Consider the following 19,359-nt stretch of genomic DNA (forward strand, 5'->3'; position numbering starts at 1 on the left):
GTTGCCGGAGGATGACGGAGGTGGGGTCAGGGCGGGTGCGCCTCCGCCAGAAAAACAGAGTCCAATTCGTCTGAATCGTCTGAAATCGCGCCCTCGGGATCGAGGCGGGCCTTGAGAGCGGCCATGCGGGCTTCGATGGCGCGGCGGCCAGCGTGGTCGTCGGGGGAGAGGGCGGCGGCGTCGCGGGCGACGGCGGCGACCTCTTGCAGGTCCTGCTCCAGTGTGGAGAGGGGCGCGGGTTCGGGCTCCGCTTTGGGCGTGGCGGCGGCCAGAAGGGCCGGGTCGGTCAGGGCGCGCCAGGTGCGGAGCCAGGAGGCGGCCTCGGCGGCGCGGCCGCGCTGCAGGGCGCGGTTCAGCCGCATCAGGGCCTGGGCCGCCATCCGGGTCAGGTCGGGCGGGGTCGTGTCGGCCTCTTCGTCCTGCGGGTCGGGCCAGACGTCCTCGACGTCGCTGCGGCGCCAGCCCTCGCGCGCGGCGCGGGAGCGCAGGGTCCCCAGCTTCAGGTCATAGCGGGCGCAGACGGCCTCGGCCGCGTCCCCGGCCAGATAGTCGCGCCGCGCCGCCGTCCAGACGGCGTCGGAACGGATGCGATAGCCGTCGGCCCCGGTCCTTGCGCACTCGTCGTTGACAGAGGCCGCGTCGGCATCGGCGGGCGGCGCCGTCGAGGGGCGGATGTGGTCGGGGATGTAGGTGGTGTCGCCGTACTCGTCCTGTTGCCACCGTCCCGAGGCGACGATCCGGGGCTCGCCCTCGTGCCGGTACGTCTGGTCGTCCATCTCGCCGCCTCCTGCCTGAGCGAAGCAGGATGGCGGACGGGTGCGTCAGGATCGGACGGGGGGGGCGGCCTTCCAAGTGGGGGTTGGCCCGACTGGGAGGGCGGCACTGGCACTGTGCTGTTTTCTGAAGTTCTTGCTTCAGACAATACCCCTGGATGAACGGATTGCCTCGACGCTTTCAGCCAACTCCTTGATTAGCCCAGGAACCAAGCCGTGTTGACCATCTGGATACTCAAGATATTTGATGTTGTATGTAGATGTTAGGGCTCCTTTTATGGAGGAGTGATCAAATTTGCTTACAAGGGCGTAGTGTGAATTCTCGGCCTTGCTGACCAGGTTGATATTTTCTAAAATTATCCGAATGTCTGGATCGCTTACGGAGTATCCAAGAAATAACACAGTATTAACTGTCATAAGTGCGGATACTAGGGAGAATAAAGAGGGATTTTTCTTTCTAGCTTCGAAGTATGAAGTTCTGTCAAGGACGACGTCGTGTGGGTTCGATACGCATCCATGTATCTTGACAATGTTTCGGATTGGAGATCGTAAGTCGTTTAGTAAATGCGTTCCGTCGTGCCTTACTATGCTGTGCGCCTCCGTTCCCCCGCTAAAATGCTCAAAATTTCTCTCTACGAACTCATCGTAGTTTGTGGTTACTATAGTTTTTGGATCTAGAAGTAGTAGGTGTTTGTAAATGTCGTTGTATGGTGTTGGGCGGATCTGAAACTTGTTTCTGATATCGGTGCTCAAAACAGCGCCGTCGACGCCATCCCGAATTATCTGCGCCGCGTCCAATAGCTCTCCCTTTTTAATGAGAGATTTTATTAGGATTTTGTCCTTTTGTTTTCCGAGCCTCTCGGAGAGGGTCGTGAGAAGTGTGGGCCAAGTGGGTAGTGTTGGGCACGCGGACTTCGACAGTCCTGCGCCTATGAAGATCAGTACGCGTCGGTCCGCAATCTCGCGAGCTAGGCTGTCTGGCCAGAATGCCATTACGCTAATACTCGCGCCGCGATTTTGTCAGCCAGGCTTCCTATAATTTGCTTGTAGTTGGCCGACTGAATGAACTGGCTTCCGACCAATCCATCTCGCGATTTGAGCGCAATGATTGGCGCGTTGGCGCTTTGGGCCAACGGGATCAGGCTGTAGAGGTTTGGTACGTCGCCGAGGTGAGGGTCTTTTACGACGTCTGCGCGTAAGAAGCGCGCTAAGAATTTGCTCACTTCTTTAGGTACGTCGGACAGTATGCGCTCATAAGCTTTGGTGGGGCGTCTCTCGCCTTCTTTAGCTTTGGCGATGTATTGCTGTAGCGTGTAACCTATAAATCCATTTTCAATGGGGATGTCTCGGCGAACCTTGAACCTATCTAGCGCACCAGCGTTCAATCGCTCCGATTGTTCTAGTCCGACCTTGTAATAGTCGATCCATCCCTCCATCCAGCGTGAAATATTGCGAATGCCAAGGAGGCTGAATGCGTCAGCACCTAGTGGTGCGATGAAGTAATCGCAGCTAAGAAGTACGGACCGATTTAGTGCTCCGAGCGACGGGCTCACGTCTACGAAGACGACGTCGTAAGTTTGGGAGTGTGTCTCTAGATACGACCGCAGCCAGTTAGAAACCCGAAACCCTCCAGGTTTTCCGCTCGGCAATTCGGTCCATGCGGTCGAGAGCGGTTCTTCAAACAGAGAGAAGCGCGGGTGCCCGGGGACCAAGTCGACACCGAACCGATTTGTCCTCGCAGAAAGTGGTTTGATGTGCCGGTTAATGCTGGCGTCGCCGTCAAGTATTGGCTGGACTATATCAAGAATGGTCTTTGTTCTTGGGTCGTCTTTTTCGGGGGACTCTGGCCAATAGATGTCGATTGTTTTTGTATCGCCCAGAATAAATTGAGTGATATTGCACTGAGGGTCGCAATCTATAACAAGGACTCGCTTTTTCATTTCGAGAGCGAGATAGGCAGCTATGTTGCCGGTGAGGGTTGTTTTTCCCACGCCGCCCTTATTGTTAAAGAAAGAAACGACCTTCATCGATAGCAGCCCTCACCGACAATCCTTGCTGGGGTTGGTAACACTCCACAGCGCTTAGTCAAATGCTCATCACACCTTCACCTCAAGCGCTGCGCCCCCCGCCCGGAACCTGGCGCTCATTTCGGCCATGCCGGCTTCGGCTTCGGTGAGGCTGGCGCCGGCGTCGTTCTGGCTGCGGGCGGCGTCGCGGATGTCCTGGCTGATCTTCATCGAGCAGAACTTGGGGCCGCACATGGAGCAGAAGTGGGCGGTCTTGTGCGCCTCCTTCGGCAGGGTCTCGTCGTGGTATTTGCGGGCGGTTTCGGGATCGAGGCCGAGGTTGAACTGGTCCTCCCAGCGGAACTCGAAGCGGGCGCGGCTGAGGGCGTCGTCGTGCATGCGGGCGGCGGGGTGGCCCTTGGCCAGGTCGGCGGCGTGGGCGGCGATCTTGTAGGTGATGACGCCGTCCTTGACGTCCTGACGGTCGGGCAGGCCGAGGTGTTCCTTGGGCGTGACGTAGCAGAGCATGGCCGTGCCGAACCAGCCGATCATGGCCGCTCCAATCGCGGACGTGATGTGGTCATAGCCGGGGGCGATGTCGGTGGTCAGCGGGCCAAGCGTATAGAAGGGCGCCTCGTGGCAGTGCTTGAGCTGCTCATCCATGTTGGCCTTGATCTTGTGCATCGGCACGTGGCCGGGGCCTTCGATCATGACCTGGCAGCCCTTGGCCCAGGCGATTTTTGTGAGCTCGCCGAGGGTGCGAAGCTCGGCGAACTGGGCCTCGTCATTGGCGTCGGCGATGGAGCCGGGGCGCAGGCCGTCGCCCAGCGAGAAGCTGACATCATAGGCGCGCATGATGTCGCAGATGTCCTCGAAGTGTTCGTAGAGGAAGCTCTCCTTGTGGTGGGCCAGGCACCACTTGGCCATGATGGAGCCGCCGCGCGAAACGATGCCCGTCACGCGCTTGGCCGTCATCGGCACGAAGGGCAGGCGCACGCCCGCGTGGATGGTGAAGTAGTCCACGCCCTGTTCCGCCTGTTCGATCAGGGTGTCGCGGAACACCTCCCAGGTCAGGTCCTCGGCGACGCCGTTCACCTTCTCCAGCGCCTGATAGATGGGGACGGTGCCGATGGGGACGGACGAGTTGCGGATGATCCAGTCGCGGATGTTGTGGATGTTGCGGCCCGTCGACAGGTCCATGACGTTGTCGGCGCCCCAGCGGGTGGCCCAGACCAGCTTGTCCACCTCGTCGTCGACGCTGGAGAGGACGGCCGAGTTGCCGATATTGGCGTTGATCTTCACCAGGAAGTTGCGGCCGATGATCATCGGCTCGACTTCGGGGTGGTTGATGTTGTGAGGGATGATGGCGCGGCCGCGGGCGATCTCTTGGCGCACGAACTCGGGCGTGACGAAGTCGGGGATGGCGGCGCCGAAGTCTTCGCCGTCGCGGATGCAGGGCGCGTTCTGCTCGCGGCGCAGGTTCTCGCGGATGGCGACGTATTCCATCTCGGGCGTGATGATGCCGGCCTTGGCGTATTCGTATTGCGTGACGGGGCGACCCTCGACGCCCTTGAAGACCTGATGGTTGGAGACGTCGAAGCGGGGGGCGAGGTGCTTGCCGCTGGCGTGGCCGTTGTCCTCGGGTTTGACCTCGCGCGGTTCGGCGACGGGGGCGATGTCGCCGCGATCCAGCTGCCAGCTGGATTTGACGCGGGGCAGGCCCTTCTTGATGTCGATGGTCACGGCGGGGTCGGTGTAGGGGCCCGATGAGTCATACATCGTCACCGGCGGCTCGTTGGCCGAAGGGTGGACGGCGACCTCGCGGAAGGGGACGCGGATGTCTGGGAAGAGCTCGCCCGCCACATAGACCTTGACGCCGCCGGCGCGGGGGCCGGTGGGGATGCGGCCGGTCTCGGCCTCGACGGCCTTGCGGGCCTCGGCGAGGGGGAGTTCCACGTTCGGCTCGTGGGGTTGTTCGGTCGTCGGCGTGACGTTGATGTTCATGGCGGCCTCAAAACGTTTGAGGTCCGCCGACGTCGGGCGTGCCGGTCCTGTGGCGTGAAGCCGAGGCCGGAAGCGTACTCATCCCTTCGCCGGCATGACCCGGATCAGGTTCGACGGGTCAGAGGAGAAACCTCTATCTCAGCCGCTCGATTGCGACCCCCCGGAGAACGGCGCGACCCTAGCTCGTTTCGGGGGTAGGTCAAGCGAGGCGGGCGTGGCAGGAAGGGGAATGATCCTTTCCCGCACCTATCGCCCCGAGGACATGGCCGGGTGTCTGGCCCTGTTCGACAGCAATACACCGCGCTTTTTCGACGTCAGCGAGCGCGAGGGGTTTGTCGGCTTTCTGAAGGATCAGGCCCTGCGCTGGCCCTATCAGGTGATCGAGCGGGACGGGCGGATCGTCGGCTGCGGCGGCCATGCGGTCGAGGCGGACGGAGTCAGCGTCGCCCTGTGCTGGGGCATGGTGGGCAACGAGCTGCACGGCCAGGGGCTGGGGCGGGTGCTGACCGAGGCGCGGATCGCGGCGGCGCGGGCGACGCCGGGGATCAGCCGCGTCATCCTGAACACCAGCCAGCATACCCAAGGCTTTTATGCGCGGTTCGGCTTCGAGGCGGAAAAGGTCACGCCCGACGGCTATGCGCCCGGCATTGATCGCTGGGACATGGTGCTGAGGCTGGATTGAGGGAGAGGGGGGCGGTCCGGCTTCTCAGTCGGGGGGGCGTTAAGGCCGGACCGCCACAGACGACATCGGGGTTGGGGGGCGTCCGATGTGTCCGATGCAATAACAACGGACCTGAAACTTGGTTCCGCAAGAATTCGCGCGTTCACCATGATTGTTGAACGCGGGTCGGCGAGGCGGCGGTTTCCTTCGTCAGAGAACGGTTGAAAGATGTGTTTTCGAACAAGACAGAGGCGCGCGGGATGAAGACTTTGGGCGTTCTGGGCGGCATGGGTCCAGCGGCGACGGTGGCCTTTCTGGCGCGGGTCCAGGCCCTGACCCCGGCCAGGGGCGACGAGGACCACGTGCGGGTGCTCATGGACATGAACCCCCAGGTGCCGAACCGGCACACACAGCCCGAGGCGGCGGGGCGAACCCTGGGCGAGATGGCGGCGCGGCTGCGCGATGCCGGAGCCGAGGTCCTGGCCATGCCGTGCAACACCGCCCACGCCCACGCCGGGGCGATCCGGGCGGCCGGCCTGCCCTTCATCGACATGGTGGTGGAGACGGCGCGCGTTGCGGCGGCAGGCGGCGCGACCCGGATCGGGGTGCTGGCGACGCCGGGCGGCGAGGTGCTCTACGCCGAGGCCCTGGCGGCCGAGGGCGTGGTGATGGTGCGGCTGTCCGAGGCCGACCGGGCGCGTTTCATGGCCGTGGTGTTCGGGGTCAAGGCGGGCGATACGGGGCCGCAGCAGAGGGCGGCCATGCGGGGCCTGGCGGCGGCTCTGGTCGCGGCGGGGGCGCAAGGGATCATCGGCGGCTGCACCGAGGTGCCGTTGTTGCTGGACGCGGGCGACACAGCGGTTCGGTTGACGGACTCGGCCGAGGTGCTGGCGCGGGTCTGCGTTGAGACGTGTCTCTGACAAAAGCTTAAGTTGCCGGGAGCGACCGTCGAGGCGAACGCTTCCGGCTTTGCAGCAGCGAGGTAGGGATCATGAGCCTGTGTCTTCGTGTCGTCGCGACCGTGTTGGCGCTGGGGGCCGCCGGGCCGGTCGTCGCCCAGGAGGCGGCCTTTCCGCAACGCCTGCCCTCGCCGGGCGGAGAGGTCATCATCCCTTCGGCGGGGCAGAAACGGGCGCACGATGAAATCGGCTATGCGCCCGCGCGTCGGGTCGGCGACGTTCTGTATGTATCGGGGCTGGTGGTGTTCCGCGCTGAGGGCGAGGGGAACGACGTGACGGCCTTCGAGGGTCAGGTGCGCCGCGCCCTGCGCCAACTGAACCAGACGCTGCGGGCGGCGGGAAGCAGCCTGGACGACGTGGCCATGCTGAACACCTTTCACGTCTGGGACGGGCCGGGGTTCGCGGGCACGCGCGATGAGCAGATCGCGGTCCTGTCCAAGGTCTGGCGCGAGTTTTCGCAGGGACCGCGACCGGCCTGGACGGCGGTGGGGACCAGCGGTCTGCTGGGCGGCGAGGGCAGCATTGTCGAGATCCAACTGATCGCCCATTCACCTGCTCCGCGCGACTGAGGCGCTTGCGGCGCTCGGCCGGTCGGGGCAGGGAAGGGCGGTGAAACAGTCTCTCATCATTGATTGCGATCCCGGCGTCGACGACGCCACGGGGTTGCTGACCGCCTTCGCCTCCCATGACCTCGACCTGCTGGCCGTGACCACGGTGGGGGGCAACGTCAGCGCCGAAAAGACGGCGCGCAACGCCCGCATCCTGCGTCAGATCGCGGGGCGTGAAGATGTGCCCGTCCACGCCGGGGCCGAGCGGCCGCTGAGGCGCGAGCCGGCGGGGGCGGGCGAGTTCCACGGGGCCGAGGGGCTGGGCGATCTGGAGCCGTTCGAGCCCGCCGCGCCGGCGGCCGAGGGGGCGGCGGCGGAGGCCATCGCAAGGCTGGTGATGGCGCGGCCCCTGGGCAGCGTGGCCTTGATCGTCATGGGGCCGATGACCAATTTGGCGCTGGCGATGCGGGCCGAGCCGAGGCTGGCGGACCATCTGGGGCCGGTGGTGGTCATGGGCGGGGCGCGCGCGGAAGGCGGCAACATCACCGCCAGCGCCGAGTTCAACATCTGGGCCGACCCGGACGCGGCGGCGGAGGTCTTCGCGTCGGGTTGCCGGATGATCGTACTGGGACTGGACGCCACCCATCAGGTGCGCTCGACCGAGGCGCGCATCAGGATGATCGAGGCGGTGGACACGGCCTCGGGGCGGACGGCGGCGGGGATGCTGCGCTTCTCGCAGCGGACCGAGCGCGAGATCGTCGGCTGGGACGCAGGGCCGCTGCATGACCCCTGCACCGTGGCCTGGCTGTTGAAGCCGGAGCTGTTCGAGCTGGCGCCGTGCCGGATCGACGTGGAGACTGAGAGCGATCTGACGCGCGGCCATACGGCGGTCGAGTTCCGCGTCGACGCGGCGACGGCCAGGCATTTCTGGGCGACAAGGGCGGATGCGGACGGGGTTTTCGCCCTGATCGCGGAGAGACTGGGAGCAGGGCAATGAGGATCACTGTCGTCGGATCGATCAATCTGGACATGGTGGCGTCCGCGCCCAGTCTGCCCGCGCCGGGGGAGACGGTGACGGGGGCGACCCTGGCCCGCCATGCGGGCGGCAAGGGCGCCAATCAGGCCCTGGCGGCGCGGCGGCTGGGGGCCGAGGTCAGCCTGATCGGGCGGGTCGGCGAGGATGAGATGTCGGGCGCGGCCGTGGCCCTGATGCTGGCGCACGGGGTGGACCTGTCCGGGGTCGAGACGGACATCGCGGCGCCGACGGGGGTGGCCCTGATCGCGGTCGATCCGGGCGGAGAGAACCAGATCGTGGTCGCCGCCGGTGCCAACCACTTCGTCACGCCGGAACAGCTGCCGTCACGGATCGAGACGCCGCTGATCGTCCAGCTGGAGCTGCCGATCGAGACGGTCGAGGCGGCGGTGGGCCGGGCCACGGACTTCGTCTGCGCCAACCTGGCGCCCGCCGCCCCGGTGTCGGAGGCCCTGCTGCGGCGCGCCGACCTGCTGGTGGTCAATGAGACCGAGGCCGCCTTCTATGGCGAGGCCCTGCACGTCGGCGGCGGTCTGGTGGCGGTGACCAAGGGGGCGCGCGGGGCGGTCATGTATCGGCGCGGCGTCGAGATGGCCTGGGCCACGCCGCCGCGTGTCGAAGCGGTGGACGCGACCGGGGCGGGCGACGCCTTCGTCGGCGCCATCACCGTGGCCCTGCTGGACGGGATGACGCCGGATGCCGCCCTGCACTTCGCCTGCGCGGCGGGGGCTCTGGCCGCGACGAGGCCGGGGGCGCAGCCGTCGCTGGGCACGCGCGAAGAGGTCGAGGGGTTGTTGGCTTAACCCATCCTCCCCTGCGAAGCGGGGGAGGAGGACCATCCGAAGGATGGTGGAGGGGGCGAGATCGCGCGTCGCGGTTTGAACGCCGGCGTTGATCTGCGTGGAGTTTAAAGGAGGGGGGATGCGTTCGCCCCCTCCACCGCCTGCGGCGGTCCCCCTCCCCCGTGAACGGGGGAGGATCCACAGGGCTTGGCGCCTAGCGTTCGTCGTACTGGCGCAGCAGGAAGAGGGTTCCGACGGCGGTCAGGGCGCCCAGGGCGAAGGCGGCGACCAGGGAGCCGGTGGCGGCGGCGGTGGAGACGGTGACCGGGCGCTTGGCGTACCATTCGACGATCTCGCCGGCGTGGGCGTGGTCGAGGCCCTCGTCATAGGCGTCGTCCAGATAGGTTTCGTCGGCGGCGGCCATAGGCGTCTCCTTATTGCCTGCGCTAAATCCCCGGCGCGGTCGGGCGGTTCCCAGTCGTGACAGAGGATCGCACATCCAGTAAAGGGCGCGCCTCACGTTTCAGAAATCTGGCAGCGAGATTCATGGCCGGCCACTCGAAATTCAAGAACATCATGCACCGCAAGGGGCGCGCCGATGCGCAGCGCTCCAAGCTGTTCTCCAAACTGTCGCGCGACATCACCGTGGCCGCCAAGTCGGGCATGCCCGATCCGGCCCTGAACCCGCGCCTGCGTCTGGCGGTCAACAACGCCAAGGCCGAAAGCCTGCCCAAGGACGTCATCCAGCGCGCCATCAACAAGGCCGCCGGCGGCGACGCCGACACGATGGAAGAGGTCCGCTACGAGGGCCGGGGCCCCGGCGGCGTCGGCATCATCGTCGAGGCACTGACCGACAACCGCAACCGCGCGGCCTCGAACATCGGCACGGCCTTCAAGAAGAACGGCGGCGCCCTGGGCGAGATGAACTCGGTCGCCTTCATGTGGGACAAGGTGGGCAAGATCACCTATCCCGCCGAAGCCGGCACCGAGGACGCCGTGATGGAGGCCGCCATCGAGGCCGGCGCTTCGGACGTCGAGAGCGACCTGGTCAAGCCGGACATCTATGAGGACGCGCCGGGCCACGTCATCTGGACCGCCTACGAGGATCTGAACGAGGTGGCCGAGGCCATGTCCAAGGTGCTGGGCGACCCGAAGTCGACCGCCATCGTCTGGAAGCCGCAGTCGGAAGTGCCGGTCACCGGCGAGGCCGTCGGCACCCTGTTCAAGCTGCTGGACGCCCTGGACGCCGAGGACGACGTGTCGTCGGTCTATTCCAACGAAGACATCTCGGACGAAGACGCGGCCAAGTACGCGGGCTGATCGTCCTGATGGCTGCCTTCTAGCGGGGGCAGGTCTGCATCCAGTCCGGATCCGGCTCGGCGGCCCTGAGGTCGCCGAGCGTCGGGATGTTGCGCTCGGCGTCGGCGCTGACGGTGATGTGGGACATGGCCGAGGCCGTGGGCGCCTCGCGATTATAGACCGTCAGGGCGAAGGGCGCGTGGCCCGGCGCCTCGACGCGCCAGACGCTGTTGCTTTCGCCCGCGCCGAAGGCGTAGCAGCCGATCGGATCGACGCTGGCCCCGCGCACCCGCAGGGCCTCGACCGGATCGAAGGGCACGGGTTCGCCCGTCGCCGACCATTTGAAGATGATCTGCGTCGTAGGCGTGCGCGTGGTCTCGACGTTCAGGTCCGCCAGCCGGCCCTGGGACGGCGAGGTCCAGCGGACCATGGAGGCGCGGCGCTGGACGTCGGCGGGGTCGAGCGCCGAAGGCGTGCCGGCGACGAAGACCGACAGGATGGCGTCCACCATCTGATTGGCGCGGGTGACCTTGGGCCATTGCTCGGCGCAGGCGCCCTCGGCGTAACTGGCCATGTTGGCGGTTTCGGCCAGAACCTGGGTGCAGCGGGCCATGAACTGATCCTGCGTCTCCTGCGCGGCGGCGGGCGTCGTCATGAGGCAGGGCAGGCCGGCGAGAGAGGCTACGAACAGGGCGGCGCGCATGGCGGCTTCCTTTCGGCGATCGCTGATCGAGGAAGAATGCGCTCGATGCCGGGATGGGGCAAGCGGAGCCGGGCCGGAGGCTGGACGCCGGGAGGAACAGGCGACGCGGCCGACCGTTGCCGTGGGATGAACCTGTCCGAGATCGAGAGTTTCGCCCTGCCCATCCTGGGCGCCGTCGTGGCGGGCGGTATCATCGGGTTCGAGCGCGAATGGCGCGGTCGGGCGGCGGGCTTCCGCACCCACATCCTGGTCAGTCTGGCCTCGGCCCTGTTGATGCTGGCGGCCATGGGGCAGGCGGACTGGGCCTTTCGCGCCCTGCCGGACGAGAACATCGTCACCGACCCGACGCGGATGGCGCATGGGGTGCTGACCGGGATCGGCTTCCTGTGCGCGGGCGTGATCTTCCGCACCGGCTTTTCGATCCATGGCCTGACCACGGCGGCGAGCCTGTGGATCACCTCGGCCATCGGCCTGCTGTTCGGGGCGGGGCTGTTCACCCTGGGCGTGGTCGGGACGGTGACGACAGGGCTGATCCTGGTGGGACTGCGGCTGGTCAGCGTGCGGCTGCCGGCGCGGGTGCTGACCGACGTGGAGGTGCGCTGGCGGCGTGAGGGGCCTTCACCCGAGCGCGAGGTCGAGGCGGCGCTGAAGGCCATTGATCCCACGCCGCATCATGACCGGTTTGAACTGATCGAGCGGGGCGAGGTCGTGCGCCGCAGCTGGCGGATCAAGGCGGGGAGCGAGGTTGAGCTGAAAGCGCTGGCGACCCGGCTGTGCGCCCTGCCGGGCGTGACGGAATACGTGCTGGATCCCCGCGACGACTGACCCTTGCGGCAGGACGCGGCGCGGTCCACGGTGAGCGGTCCTGCGCAGCTTGAGGGGCAGACATGACGGTGGCCGGAGTATTGGACTGGGGCCTGATCGGGCCGGTGGCGGCGGCCATGGTCGCGGGCGGCCTGATCGGGATCGAGCGGACCTATCATGGACATCCGGCCGGGTTCCGCACCCATATCCTGGTCTGCATGACCTCCTGCGTCCTGATGCTGGCGGCCATGCATCAGGCGACCTGGGCCTTTGTCGCCCTGCCGGACCAGAGGCTGGTGATCGACCCGACCCGGATGTCGCACGGCATCCTGACGGGAATCGGCTTCCTGTGCGCCGGGGTGATCTTCCGCGAGGGGTTTTCGGTGCACGGCCTGACCACGGCGGCGTCGTTGTGGACCACCTCGGCGGTGGGGGTCATGTTCGGCATCGGCATGTGGGACCTGGGTCTGATCGCCGGGGGGGCGACCCTGCTGGTGCTGGCCATCCTGAGGTTCCTCGACGCCCGCCTGCCGCACGTGGGCGTGGTGGACGTGACCCTGCGCTGGGCGCGCGGGTCGGCGCCGGGCGAGGCCACCCTGCGCGGCCTGCTGGCCGACAGCGGGCTGAAGCCGGTGCGGGTCGGTCATGTGGTCAGCCACGACGGCCAGATTCACGAACACCACATCAAGGCGCGCGGGCCCATGCCCCTGCGGGTCGACGACCTGTCGGCGCGGCTGGCCCAGCAGGGCGGGCTGGCCGGGTTCTCGGTCATGCCCAGGGACGACTAATAGGACGACGAGGGCGCCGGCTGACGCACTACATGCAGAAGGCGATGGCGGCGTCGAGCCAGACGGCGAGGCCGTGACGGCTCCACAGCCAGCCGCCCAAGGCGGCGAGCGTCAGCAGACCCATGGCGCCGCAGCCGATGGCGAGGCGGCGGCTCATTCGGCGGGGACCGTTTCAGGGCGCACGACCGGGGCCTCGCGCACCGGGACATTGGCCAGGGCGGCCATGACGGCGAGGATGATGGAGATGATCCAGATCGCCGTGTAGGAGCCGGTCAGGTCGAAGGCCACGCCCGCCAGCCAGGCGCCCAGAAACGCCCCGACCTGATGGCTGAGGAAGACGATGCCGGCGAGGGCCGACAGGTGGCGCACGCCGAAGATCTGGGCCACCAGACCATTGGTCAGGGGCACGGTGCCCAGCCACAGGAAGCCGAAGGTCGCCGCGAAGATCAGGGCGCTGGCCGGGGACAACGGAACCAGCAGGAAGACGGCGATGGCCACGGCGCGCAGGGCGTAGAGCAGGGTCAGCAGGCCCTTCTTCGACCCCTTGGAGCCCCAGGCGCCCCACAGCCAGGAGCCGGCGATGTTGAACAGGCCGATCAGGGCCAGGGAGGCCGCGCCGACCCCGCCCGACAGGCCCATATCGCGCAGGTAGGCGGGCAGGTGGGTGCCGACGAAGGCGACGTGGAAGCCGCAGACGAAGAAGCCGAGGTTGAGCAGGGCATAGCTGGGATTGGTCAGGGCCTCCTTCAGCGCGGCTTTCAGCGGCAGGCCGTCGCGCGCGGTTGGGGCCGGGGGCTTGCCCGCCAGGCCGAGCGCCAGAGGAATGATCAGGGCGACCAGACCCCCCATCACGAACAGGGTGAGACGCCAGTCGAGCGCATCGAGCAGGCCCTGCGCCGCCGGGACCACGAGGAACTGGCCGAAGGAGCCGCCGGCGGTGACGATACCGAAGGCCAGGGTGCGCTTCTCGGGCGGGACGGCGCGGCCGACGGCGCCCAGAACCACCACGAAGGTCACGCCCGCCATGGACAGGCCGACCAGGGCGCCGAAGCCCAGCATCAGGCCGAGGGCGTCGGCGGCGGTGGCCGCCACGGCCAGACCGGCCAGATAGACCAGGGCGCCGCCGACCGCGACCTTGCCCGCGCCATGCTTGTCGGCCCAGGCCCCGACGAAGGGCTGGATGAGGCCGAACAGCAGGTTCTGGGCGGCGATGATCAGGCCGAAGGTCTGACGGTCGATCTCCAGATCCAGCCCGACGGGACGCAGGAAGAGGCCGAAGGACTGACGCACGCCCATCGACAGGGTGACGATGACGGCGCCGGTCAGGATCATGATCCAGGCGCGGCGCGACAGGCCGGAAGAGGGGGCCGGGGAGGCGGCGTCAGACATCGGTTTCAAGCTCGGTCAACAGGGCGATCAGGGCGGCCTCGCGCGGGCCGAGGATGTCGGAGACGCGGTTCTGGGCGGTGCGCCACAGGGGCAGGGCGTCGGCCAGCTTTTCCAGCCCGGCAGGAGTGACGGACAGCTTCTGGCCGCGCGCGCCCGGCTCGGTCTCGGCGGCGACCCAGCCCTTGCGCTCCAGCGGCTGAAGGGTGCGCCACAGGGCGCTCTTCTCGTGGGCGGTGGTCTCGGCCAGTTCGAGCAGGCCGGGACGATCCAGCCGCGACAGGGTGCGCATGACCGAGAACTGGGTGACGGTCAGACCGACAGGGGCCAGGGCCTCGTCATAGACGCGGGAGAGGGTGCGCGAGGCGCGGCGCAGACGGCCGCAGATGCAGGGGCTGGCGTCGATCATTGCATATGCAAAGCACAGCGTCGTTGCATATGCAATGTGAAAGGCCCGAGCGCCCGGTCATTGTTCGCTAACCCTCTTTGGGGCAATAGGAACGGATGGCGAACGAAACGACTCGCATCCTGGGGCTGGATCCCGGCCTGCGCCGCACCGGCTGGGGCGTGATCGAAAGCGAGGGCAGCCGCCTGCGCTGGATCGCGCACGGGGTTGTGGCGCCACCGGAGAAGGCGCTCTTCCCGGCGCGCCTGCTGCACCTGCTGGAGGAGGTGGGTTCGATCTGCGCCGCCTATAGCTGCGACGAGGCGGCGATCGAGGAGGTCTTCGTCAACATGAACGGGGCCTCGACGCTGAAGCTGGGCCATGCGCGGGCGGCGGTCATGCTGGCCCCTGCAAGGGCGGGCCTGAGCGTGGCGGAATACGCCCCCAGCCTGGTCAAGAAGGCGGTGGTCGGCGCCGGGCAGGCGGACAAGAGCCAGGTGGCCTTCATGATCAGGCGGCTGTTGCCCGCCGCGGGCGAGGTGAAGGCGGACGCGGCGGACGCCCTGGCTGTGGCCATCACCCACGCCCACCATCGGCGGAGTTTGAGTTTGAGTGCGAGCCTGAGGGGCGCGGCATGATCGTGATTTCTGCGATCCTCCCCCATAGCGAAGCGTATGGGGGAGGGGGACCACGAAGTGGTGGAGGGGGCGAGCCCCCCATGCTGCGTTTGAAGTCGCCCCCTCCACCATCCTGCGGATGGTCCCCCACCCCCGCTGCGCAGGGGAGGATCAAAGCATGATCGGGCGTCTGAGAGGCGTGCTGGCCGAGGTCGGGGAGGCGGAGTGCCTGATCGACTGCGGCGGGGTGGGCTATGTCGCCGCCTGCGGGGCGCGGACCCTGGGGCGGCTGCCGGCGCCGGGTGACGAGACCACCCTCTATATCCATAGCCAGTGGAGCGAGGACGCGGGGCCGCGCCTCTATGGTTTCCTGACGCGCGACGAACGGCGAGCCTTCACCCTGCTGCTGGCTATTCAGGGCGTGGGGCCGAAGGCGGCGCTGGCCGTGCTGGACGTCCTGCCGCCGAGCGAACTGGCCTCGGCCGTGGCGCGCGAGGACAAGGCGGCGGTGGCGCGCGCCAACATGGTGGGACCCAAGCTGGCCCTGCGCATCGTCACCGAACTGAAGGGCAAGGCGCTGGGCGACGGGCATTTCGCCCCGAGCGCGCCGGGCGTGCACGCCGAGGTCGCCGCCGCCCCGCCGCCGCCGAGCGTGACGGGCGAAGCGGTCGCGGCCCTGCTGGGGCTGGGCATAGCCGAGGTCAATGCGCGCCGGGCGGTGGATCAGGCGCTGATCCGGCTGGGGGATGAGGCGGAGCTGTCGGCCGTGATCCGCGCGGCCCTGCAGGAGCTGGGGCGGTGAGGGCGGAGTGGCGCGTGGGCCTGCTGGGGCTCCTAGGCGCAGCCGGCCTTGCGGGATGCGAAAGCGTGAGCGGCGTGCTGGTGAACGACACCGGTTCACGTGTCGAGTTCGCGGTAATTGGCAAGGATGGTCGAAGTGCGCATGGGGCGCTCGAAGCTGATCAAAAGCTGGTTCTGAGAAGGCCGCTGACGGAACTGGATCGCGTGGAGTACCGGTATGGTTCAAACACCTGCCAGCTCAGAGGCGACGATCTTTTGGCGGGCCCGCAGCCTCGCTGGAATGAAACGCATCATGCCGATCTTAAGGGCTGCGGAACTGAGGGTGAGCACAAGTGACTGACCGTCTGGTGACTGCCGACGCCGAGCCGGGCGAGAAGCACGACCGCGCCCTGCGGCCGCAGACGCTGGGCGAGTTCGTCGGTCAGTCGGCGGCCAAGGGCAATCTGAAGGTCTTCATCGACGCGGCGCGCGGGCGAGCCGAGGCGCTGGATCACGTCCTGCTGTTCGGGCCTCCGGGCCTGGGCAAGACGACGCTGGCGCAGATCGTGGCGCGGGAACTGGGCGTGGGCTTTCGCGCCACGTCGGGGCCCATTCTGGCCAAGGCGGGCGATCTGGCGGCCATCCTGACCAATCTGGAACCGCGCGACGTCCTGTTCATCGACGAGATTCACCGCATGGCTCCGCAGGTGGAGGAGATCCTCTATCCGGCGATGGAGGACCATGTGCTGGACCTGATCATCGGCGAGGGGCCGTCGGCGCGCAGCGTGCGCATTGATCTGGCGCCCTTTACGCTGGTGGGGGCGACGACGCGGGCGGGGCTGCTGGCCACGCCCTTGCGGGACCGGTTCGGCATTCCGCTGCGGCTGGAGTTCTATTCGCCCGAGGAGCTGACGGCGGTGATCCGGGGGGCGGCGCGCAAGATGGGCGCGGCCATCACCGAGGACGGAGCGATGGAGATCGCGCGCCGGGCGCGGGGCACGCCGCGCATCGCCGGGCGCCTGCTGCGCCGGGTGCGCGACTTCGCGGACGCGGAGGGGACGCCTATCGACCGGCTGGCGGCGGCGCGGGCCCTGGCGCGTCTAGAGGTCGACGAGCAGGGGCTGGACAGTCTGGACCGGCGCTTCCTCAAGGCCCTGATCGAGAACTATGGCGGCGGGCCGGTGGGGATGGACACCCTGGCGGCTGCGATCGCCGAGGCGCGCGATGCGGTCGAGGACGTGATCGAGCCCTATCTGCTGCAACAGGGCTTCATCATGCGCACCCCGCGCGGACGGGTGGCTTGCGCCAAGGCCTATGAGCATCTGGGGCTGACGGCGCCCCAGGTTCAGCCCACGCCGCCGCCGGACCTGTTCGGGAAGTAGACGAAAGCGATTCGCAAAAGGGCTTCACCGCCGCATCAAACCCGGCCATGCTCCACGGCGAAGGGAGACGGGTGATGGCGCGAGGCGGGATCGGGACGGACCAGAAGATCGCCGTGCTGGGTGCGGCCGTACTGCTGCTCGGCGCTCTGAGCCTGTTCGCTGTGGGCCAGGGCGCGCGCTTCGGGCCGACGCAGGCGACGCCCGCAGAGCGGGCCCTGACCCAGGTCAGGACGCAGATGGGGCCGACCGCCGAGGTGCGCTATCTGGAAAACGGCAAACGCCGCGCCGTCTGCGGCTACGCCGGGATCGCCGGGCAAAGGCAGGCCGTGGCCTTCGTCTCGCGGCCCAACCGCATCCTGATGGGGGACGAGCCCCTGGGCGCCGAGTTCGCCGACATGAAGGCCGAGTTCTGTCCGGGCTTCAACGCAGCTGCTCCGACGGCTAAGGCCTCGTTCACGACTTCCGCCCGGGGCTGACCGATGACCGACCAACCGACCGCCGGCCGTTTCGACGGACTGGATCACCTGCTGCCGGTGCGGGTCTATTACGAGGACACCGACTTCACCGGTCTGGTCTATCACGCCAACTATGTGCGCTATTTCGAGCGGGGGCGGTCGGACTTCCTGCGGCTGGCGGGTGTCGGCCATGCCGAACTGCTGGAACAGGACGAGCCTCTGGCCTTTGTCGTGGCGGAGCTGAACATCCGTTACGCCAGGCCCGCGCGGATCGACGACGCCCTGGTGGTGCGGACCCGCTATGAGGCCATCAAGGGGCCGCGCCTGATCATCCGCCAGACGGTCGAGCGCGACGGCGAGGCGCTGTGCCGGGCCGATGTGACGGCGGTCTGCATCCATCTGGACGGGCGGCCGCGGCGACCGACGAAGCGGTTGATCGAGCTGGTGACGCCCTGGCTGTCGGGCGAAGCCTCGCAATAACGAGGTTGTCAGATCGGCCCCCCGTGACGCAGGAGCCGACGACGGCTAGACCCGCCGCCATGAAACCGCCACGTCCGCCCGCTCGATAAGGTCGGACGACACCGGACCCATCCAAGGACCCCGCATGACCGCCCCAGTCGACGCCTCGCTGCTGAATCCCATCGAGCTGTTCATGACCGCCGACTGGGTGGTGAAGACCGTGATGGTCGGCCTGGCCGCGGCCTCGGTCTGGTCCTGGACCATCATCATCGACAAGGGCGTGCGCTTCGCCCGCATGAACGCCCGCGCCAGCGAGTTCGAAAAGCAGGTCGAGAGCGGCCGGTCGCTGGAAGACGTGGCGGCTCAGGCCGGCGCCCAGCCCGCCGATCCCCTGCCGCGCATGCTGGTGTTGACCCTGCAGGACTGGCGCGAGGCGCGTTCGCGCGGGGCCATGACGGACACGCAGGGCAATATGCTGATCGCCCGCATCGACCGGGCGCTGGATTCGGTCATCGCCCGCGAGAGCCAGAAGATCGAGAACGGTCTGGGCGTGCTGTCGGTGGTGGCCACGGCCTCGCCCTTCATCGGCCTGTTCGGCACGGTCTGGGGCATCATGAACGCCTTCGACAGCATCGCGGCGGCGGGCAACACCAATCTGACGACGGTGGCGCCGGCCATCGCCGAGGCCCTGTTCGCCACGGCCATTGGTCTGGCCGCGGCCATCCCGGCCTATATCGCCTTCAACGCCTTCTCGGTGTCGGCGGGCAAGTTCACCGGCCGTCTGGAAGCCTTCGCCGACGACCTGCAGTCGGCCATCGCCCGCCGTCTGGGCGCGCCCTCGGCCCCGCCGCCGCCCCCGCCGCCGTCTGCTGACCTGAACCTGCGTCGGGGCGCCTGATCCATGGCGATGGGTGGAGGAGGCGGAAGCTCGGGCGGGCGCGGTCGTCGCCGCGCGCGCAAGCGGCCGCTGAGCGAAATCAACGTCACGCCGCTGGTCGACGTCATGCTGGTGCTGCTGATCATCTTCATGATCTCGGCGCCTCTGCTGACCGTCGGCGTGCCGGTTGAGTTGCCCAAGACCGAGGCCAGCGCGGTCGAGACGACCGACAAGCCGATCACGGTCTCGATCGACCAGAACGGCGCCATCTTCATCGGCGAGGGCGAGGTCCGCTGGGAGAACCTGGCGATCCGCGTGGCCGAAGAGGGCGGAGACAAGGCGCGCGACAAGGCCGTCTTCATCCGCGCCGACGGCCGCGCGCCCTATCAGGCCGTGGCGCGCGTGATGGCGCGCCTGTCGGCCTCGGGCTTCACCAAGCTGAACCTGATCACCGACACCGCCGCTGACGAGACGACGGAGGGCTGACGGCTTTGCGTCGACCCAGTCCCGCCATTGTCGGATCGCTCGCGCTGCACGCCGGCGTGGTGGCGCTCGCCCTTGTCTCGTGGTCGTCGGCAGACGAGCCCAAGCCGCTGGTGAACTCGGTACCGGTGTCGATCGTCTCGGACATCGAGATCGCCGCCGCGCCCGCCGACAA

The 19,359-nt window shown here is 67.5% G+C and carries 25 protein-coding genes and 1 riboswitch; of the genes, 16 read left to right on the forward strand and 9 right to left on the reverse strand.

Annotated features, from left to right (window positions below):
* Window positions 1-26: 26 nt before the first annotated feature.
* The 4 genes from B3K53_RS16045 to thiC all read right to left on the reverse strand — a co-directional run bounded on the left by B3K53_RS16045 (window position 27) and on the right by thiC (window position 4,783).
* Window positions 27-776: a hypothetical protein gene (locus B3K53_RS16045; protein ID WP_292085629.1), complete on the reverse strand. Its 750-nt coding sequence runs from the start codon at window positions 774-776 to the stop codon at window positions 27-29.
* 138 nt (window positions 777-914) lie between these two features.
* On the reverse strand, window positions 915-1,766 hold the full coding sequence (locus tag B3K53_RS16050; RefSeq protein ID WP_292085631.1) for an SIR2 family protein: 852 nt from the start codon (window positions 1,764-1,766) through the stop codon (window positions 915-917).
* Window positions 1,766-2,800 (reverse strand): ParA family protein, encoded by a 1,035-nt coding sequence (locus tag B3K53_RS16055; protein WP_292085634.1) that lies wholly within the window; start codon window positions 2,798-2,800, stop codon window positions 1,766-1,768. The genes B3K53_RS16050 and B3K53_RS16055 overlap by 1 nt, the downstream gene beginning before the upstream one ends.
* Window positions 2,801-2,869: 69 nt before the next feature.
* Window positions 2,870-4,783 (reverse strand): phosphomethylpyrimidine synthase ThiC, encoded by a 1,914-nt coding sequence (thiC, locus tag B3K53_RS16060; protein ID WP_292085635.1) that lies wholly within the window; start codon window positions 4,781-4,783, stop codon window positions 2,870-2,872.
* Window positions 4,784-4,846: 63 nt separating this feature from the next.
* A riboswitch (TPP riboswitch) is annotated at window positions 4,847-4,956 on the reverse strand.
* A gap of 56 nt (window positions 4,957-5,012) precedes the next feature.
* On the opposite strand from thiC, the gene B3K53_RS16065 reads away from it, so the two are divergent.
* The 5 genes from B3K53_RS16065 to B3K53_RS16085 all read left to right on the forward strand — a co-directional run bounded on the left by B3K53_RS16065 (window position 5,013) and on the right by B3K53_RS16085 (window position 8,787).
* Entirely contained in the window at window positions 5,013-5,465 is a 453-nt protein-coding gene (locus B3K53_RS16065) for a GNAT family N-acetyltransferase (protein WP_292085636.1), read from the forward strand.
* Window positions 5,466-5,704: 239 nt separating this feature from the next.
* Entirely contained in the window at window positions 5,705-6,364 is a 660-nt protein-coding gene (locus tag B3K53_RS16070; RefSeq protein ID WP_292085637.1) for an aspartate/glutamate racemase family protein, read from the forward strand.
* Window positions 6,365-6,435: 71 nt separating this feature from the next.
* A complete protein-coding gene (locus tag B3K53_RS16075) occupies window positions 6,436-6,972 on the forward strand; it encodes a Rid family hydrolase (protein WP_292085638.1) in 537 nt (178 codons plus the stop codon).
* A gap of 40 nt (window positions 6,973-7,012) precedes the next feature.
* A complete protein-coding gene (locus B3K53_RS16080; protein WP_292085639.1) occupies window positions 7,013-7,948 on the forward strand; it encodes a nucleoside hydrolase in 936 nt (311 codons plus the stop codon).
* Window positions 7,945-8,787, forward strand: coding sequence for a ribokinase (locus B3K53_RS16085; protein WP_292085641.1), 843 nt, complete (start codon window positions 7,945-7,947; stop codon window positions 8,785-8,787). Before B3K53_RS16080 ends, B3K53_RS16085 begins: the two co-directional genes overlap by 4 nt.
* A 193-nt stretch (window positions 8,788-8,980) precedes the next feature.
* Here the strand turns inward: B3K53_RS16085 and B3K53_RS16090 are convergent, their stop codons facing one another.
* Entirely contained in the window at window positions 8,981-9,190 is a 210-nt protein-coding gene (locus B3K53_RS16090) for a hypothetical protein (RefSeq protein WP_207825389.1), read from the reverse strand.
* Between the two features lie 122 nt (window positions 9,191-9,312).
* Between B3K53_RS16090 and B3K53_RS16095 the strand changes: the two genes are divergently transcribed.
* Window positions 9,313-10,086, forward strand: a complete 774-nt coding sequence (locus tag B3K53_RS16095) for a YebC/PmpR family DNA-binding transcriptional regulator (RefSeq protein WP_292085645.1) — start codon at window positions 9,313-9,315, stop codon at window positions 10,084-10,086.
* 19 nt (window positions 10,087-10,105) lie between these two features.
* Here the strand turns inward: B3K53_RS16095 and B3K53_RS16100 are convergent, their stop codons facing one another.
* Complete coding sequence (locus B3K53_RS16100) at window positions 10,106-10,768, reverse strand: hypothetical protein (RefSeq protein ID WP_292085647.1); 663 nt, start codon at window positions 10,766-10,768, stop codon at window positions 10,106-10,108.
* 126 nt (window positions 10,769-10,894) lie between these two features.
* Between B3K53_RS16100 and B3K53_RS16105 the strand changes: the two genes are divergently transcribed.
* Window positions 10,895-11,593 (forward strand): MgtC/SapB family protein, encoded by a 699-nt coding sequence (locus B3K53_RS16105; protein WP_292085648.1) that lies wholly within the window; start codon window positions 10,895-10,897, stop codon window positions 11,591-11,593.
* Between the two features lie 62 nt (window positions 11,594-11,655).
* Window positions 11,656-12,360 carry an MgtC/SapB family protein gene (locus tag B3K53_RS16110; protein ID WP_292085649.1) on the forward strand — a complete coding sequence of 235 codons (705 nt, stop codon included), beginning with the start codon at window positions 11,656-11,658 and terminating at the stop codon, window positions 12,358-12,360.
* A gap of 28 nt (window positions 12,361-12,388) precedes the next feature.
* Here B3K53_RS16110 and B3K53_RS16115 read toward each other — a convergent pair whose 3' ends face one another.
* Genes B3K53_RS16115 through B3K53_RS16125 form a run of 3 tightly spaced genes read right to left on the reverse strand, consistent with a single transcriptional unit; the run spans window position 12,389 to window position 14,155 of the window.
* Complete coding sequence (locus B3K53_RS16115; RefSeq protein WP_292085651.1) at window positions 12,389-12,517, reverse strand: hypothetical protein; 129 nt, start codon at window positions 12,515-12,517, stop codon at window positions 12,389-12,391.
* A complete protein-coding gene (locus B3K53_RS16120; protein WP_292085652.1) occupies window positions 12,514-13,749 on the reverse strand; it encodes an MFS transporter in 1,236 nt (411 codons plus the stop codon). The genes B3K53_RS16115 and B3K53_RS16120 overlap by 4 nt, the downstream gene beginning before the upstream one ends.
* Window positions 13,742-14,155 carry a MarR family winged helix-turn-helix transcriptional regulator gene (locus tag B3K53_RS16125; protein ID WP_292085654.1) on the reverse strand — a complete coding sequence of 138 codons (414 nt, stop codon included), beginning with the start codon at window positions 14,153-14,155 and terminating at the stop codon, window positions 13,742-13,744. Before B3K53_RS16125 ends, B3K53_RS16120 begins: the two co-directional genes overlap by 8 nt.
* 95 nt (window positions 14,156-14,250) lie before the next feature.
* Here B3K53_RS16125 and ruvC point away from each other — a divergent pair, with 95 nt between their 5' ends.
* The 8 genes from ruvC to B3K53_RS16165 all read left to right on the forward strand — a co-directional run bounded on the left by ruvC (window position 14,251) and on the right by B3K53_RS16165 (window position 19,187).
* Window positions 14,251-14,769 (forward strand): crossover junction endodeoxyribonuclease RuvC, encoded by a 519-nt coding sequence (gene ruvC, locus B3K53_RS16130; protein WP_292085656.1) that lies wholly within the window; start codon window positions 14,251-14,253, stop codon window positions 14,767-14,769.
* A gap of 157 nt (window positions 14,770-14,926) precedes the next feature.
* Window positions 14,927-15,550: a Holliday junction branch migration protein RuvA gene (gene ruvA / locus B3K53_RS16135; RefSeq protein WP_292085657.1), complete on the forward strand. Its 624-nt coding sequence runs from the start codon at window positions 14,927-14,929 to the stop codon at window positions 15,548-15,550.
* 65 nt (window positions 15,551-15,615) lie between these two features.
* Window positions 15,616-15,885 (forward strand): hypothetical protein, encoded by a 270-nt coding sequence (locus B3K53_RS16140; protein ID WP_292085659.1) that lies wholly within the window; start codon window positions 15,616-15,618, stop codon window positions 15,883-15,885.
* The gene (gene ruvB, locus B3K53_RS16145; protein WP_292085660.1) at window positions 15,882-16,910 is read left to right on the forward strand and encodes a Holliday junction branch migration DNA helicase RuvB; all 1,029 of its coding nucleotides are present in this window, start codon (window positions 15,882-15,884) and stop codon (window positions 16,908-16,910) included. The genes B3K53_RS16140 and ruvB overlap by 4 nt, the downstream gene beginning before the upstream one ends.
* A gap of 74 nt (window positions 16,911-16,984) precedes the next feature.
* Window positions 16,985-17,386 (forward strand): hypothetical protein, encoded by a 402-nt coding sequence (locus tag B3K53_RS16150; protein ID WP_292085662.1) that lies wholly within the window; start codon window positions 16,985-16,987, stop codon window positions 17,384-17,386.
* A 3-nt stretch (window positions 17,387-17,389) separates the two neighbouring features.
* A complete protein-coding gene (gene ybgC, locus B3K53_RS16155) occupies window positions 17,390-17,845 on the forward strand; it encodes a tol-pal system-associated acyl-CoA thioesterase (protein WP_292085663.1) in 456 nt (151 codons plus the stop codon).
* A gap of 124 nt (window positions 17,846-17,969) precedes the next feature.
* Window positions 17,970-18,722, forward strand: a complete 753-nt coding sequence (gene tolQ / locus B3K53_RS16160) for a protein TolQ (RefSeq protein ID WP_292085664.1) — start codon at window positions 17,970-17,972, stop codon at window positions 18,720-18,722.
* 3 nt (window positions 18,723-18,725) lie between these two features.
* Window positions 18,726-19,187 (forward strand): ExbD/TolR family protein, encoded by a 462-nt coding sequence (locus B3K53_RS16165; RefSeq protein WP_292085665.1) that lies wholly within the window; start codon window positions 18,726-18,728, stop codon window positions 19,185-19,187.
* Window positions 19,188-19,359: the final 172 nt, after the last annotated feature.

The sequence above is a fragment of the Brevundimonas sp. UBA7506 genome, from assembly GCF_002479495.1.
In the GTDB taxonomy this organism is placed as follows: Bacteria; Pseudomonadota; Alphaproteobacteria; order Caulobacterales; family Caulobacteraceae; genus Brevundimonas.